The organism is Nocardiopsis sp. TNDT3 (assembly GCF_003427465.1).
GTDB lineage: Bacteria > Actinomycetota > Actinomycetes > Streptosporangiales > Streptosporangiaceae > Nocardiopsis > Nocardiopsis dassonvillei.
This window is the reverse complement of the sequence record NZ_QPFC01001117.1, coordinates 1-1284: the sequence shown is the minus strand read 5'-3', so window position 1 is coordinate 1284 and position 1284 is coordinate 1. Positions and strand designations below refer to the sequence as shown.

The 1284-nt window shown below is 75.8% G+C and carries 1 pseudogene; it reads left to right on the top strand.

The features are described from left to right. Positions 1-1284, top strand: a pseudogene (locus DQW06_RS24550) (hypothetical protein); the annotation flags it as partial.

Here is a 1284-nt window from a genome sequence, read left to right as displayed (position 1 = left end):
CCCTCCCCCGCCCTGATGATGGAGGCCGTGCGCACCATCGCCCACTGGCTGCCCGACTCCGCGCCCGAGCACGTGCACAGCGCGCTGGAGTACCTCACCGCGGCCACGGGCTCCGGGATGGGGACCGAGAGCCCCGGACACGCGGCCCCGCCGCAGACCCCGGCCACGCGCGCGATCCGCACCCTGCGGGCCCTGCGCGCCCAGCGCGGCGAGGAGGCCGAGCCCTCCGGCGCTGCGGTCCGGGAGCAGGCGGCCACGGCCATGGTCAGCTCGGCCGCGATGATCCCCGGCTCCGCCCTGCGCACCGAGGCCGTGGGCGGGGACGGCGCCCGCAGCGAGGGCGCGGGCGACCTGCGCTCGCAGTTCCGCAGCTCCCTGCTGGGGCCCGGGCGCACCCTGCGCCGCCCCAGCTTCGGCCCGCCCAAGGCCATGCGGCCCGACCACGCCGAGGAGCGCCCCCCCGCCCCGGCGCTGGGCCAGCACCCCCTGGTGGACCTGGTCGAGGAGATGTTCCGCTCCTGGCCCGAACTGGAGCGCACGGTCGCCGCCGAGCGCCTGTTCGCCACCGACCCCATCAGCATCCGCGTGCTCTCGGAGCAGATCGCCGTGGACGTCACCGAGATCCGCTCCGCCCAGCGCAAGGTGGAGGAGCGCCTGCTGCGCTGGCTCAACGCGCCCGAGGGCGCCGCGATCACCAAGCACCTGCGCGAGCTGTCCGAGCAGCTGGGCGCGGCGACCACCATCGACCGCCTGATCAACGCCCACCCCGACCACCCGGTGGACGTGCCCACCCTCAACACGCCGCTGTGGCGGGTGATCATCACCCTGTTCACCGACCGGCGCATGCACAACGGCTGGCTGATCGCCGACGACCCCAACCGGCTGCGCTGGCAGACCCGCGAGCTGCTGGACGACGCCCCCAGCATGACCGAGGCCGGGATCAGGCTCAGCCGGATCGGCATCCGCCAGCAGGAGCTGCGCGCCTGGCTGCTGAGCACCCCGGGGGTGAGCCTGCGGGACGGACACGTGTTCACGGACCCGTCGGTGCCCATGGAGATGCCCGCCAACCACCCGGGCCACACCGCCCCGGAGGACTCGGGGGCCACCACCGAGAACGGGCTGCCCATACGGCGGCGCGTGGACGCGCAGCCGTCCGCGGCCCCGGCCGAGCCCGTCCCCTCACACCAGCACGGACCCGCTCCCGAGCAGGTCCCCGCGGTCTTCGGCGCCGCCGCCCTGGACCCGCACCGCGTCGTGCCGCTGGGCCTGGCTCCCGGACAGGCC